Origin of the sequence: Micromonospora sp. NPDC051196 (assembly GCF_040682415.1) — a bacterium.
GTDB lineage: Bacteria > Actinomycetota > Actinomycetes > Mycobacteriales > Micromonosporaceae > Micromonospora.
Window position 1 is genome coordinate 1 of the sequence record NZ_JBFBAY010000046.1, and the last position, 1,266, is coordinate 1,266.

Genomic DNA, 1,266 nt, shown 5'->3' on the forward strand with positions numbered 1-1,266 from the left:
CGGGATTTCGCCGCGTGAGGCGTTGGCGATGGATCCGCAGCAGCGGTTGATGTTGGAGTTGTCCCATGAGGTGCTGGAACGCTCCGGACTCGACCCGATGCAGCTCCGCGGCTCGCGGGCCGGCGTTTTCATCGGCGCGTCCACCTCGGCCTACGTACCGGAACTCGACCGGGTCCCGGAGTCCGTCGAGGGCTACACCCTGACCGGGAATCTGGCCAGCGTGCTGTCCGGGCGGGTCGCCTACACGTTCGGGCTCGAAGGGCCCGCCGTCACGGTCGACACCGCCTGCTCGTCGTCGCTGGTCGCGTTGCATCTTGCTGTGCAGGCGTTGCGGCAGGGGGAGTGTTCGCTCGCCATGGCCGGCGGAGTCACCGTGCTGGCCAGCCCCACCGCGTTCATCGAGTTTTCTCGGCAGCGTGGGCTTGCGCCTGATGGTCGGTGTAAGCCGTTCGCGGCGGGTGCTGATGGTACGAGTTGGGCCGAGGGTGCTGGTGTGTTGTTGTTGGAGCGGTTGTCTGATGCGCGGCGGGCTGGGCGTCGGATCTGGGCGGTGGTTCGCGGTAGTGCGACGAATCAGGACGGTGCCAGTAGCAGTCTGACGGCGCCGAACGGGCCGTCCCAGCAACGGGTGATCCGAGCCGCGCTGGCCAGCGCCGAGCTCACCGTCACCGACATCGACGCCGTCGAGGCGCACGGCACGGGCACCAAGCTCGGCGACCCGATCGAGGCCCAGGCGTTGCTGGCCACCTACGGGCAGAACCGCGCCGCGGAGCGGCCGCTCTGGCTGGGCTCGTTGAAGTCGAACTTCGGGCACACGCAGGCCGCTGCGGGGGTGGGTGGCTTGATCAAGATGGTGATGGCGCTGCGCGCGGAGACCCTTCCGCGCACGCTGCACGTGGACGAGCCCTCGCCGATGGTCGACTGGTCGGCCGGTGCGGTGTCGCTGCTGACCGAGCCCCAGCCGTGGCAGAGGTCCGCCGACCACGTCCGCCGGGCGGGAGTCTCCTCCTTCGGCGTTTCCGGTACGAATGCCCACGTCATTATCGAAGAGGCGCCCGTCGATTCTGTCCGGGAGTCGTCGTCCGACGTTTCCGATGATGGTGTTGGTGTTTCTGGTGGGTTGGTGGTGCCGTGGTTGGTTAGTGGTGGGTCGGTTGGTGGGTTGCGGGCTCAGGGGGTTCGGCTTGGGGGTTTTGTGGGTTCGGGTGGTGTGGATGTGGTGGGGGTGGCGCGGGGTTTGGGGGTTCGGTCGGGGTTGCGGTATCG

At 68.0% G+C, this 1,266-nt stretch carries 1 protein-coding gene; it reads left to right on the top strand.

Features of this window, described 5'->3' with window-relative positions; all coding sequences use genetic code 11:
- Positions 1–1,266, top strand: a 1,266-nt coding sequence (locus AB0M35_RS29120) for a polyketide synthase (RefSeq protein ID WP_363749414.1), incomplete at both ends; no start/stop codon positions are given.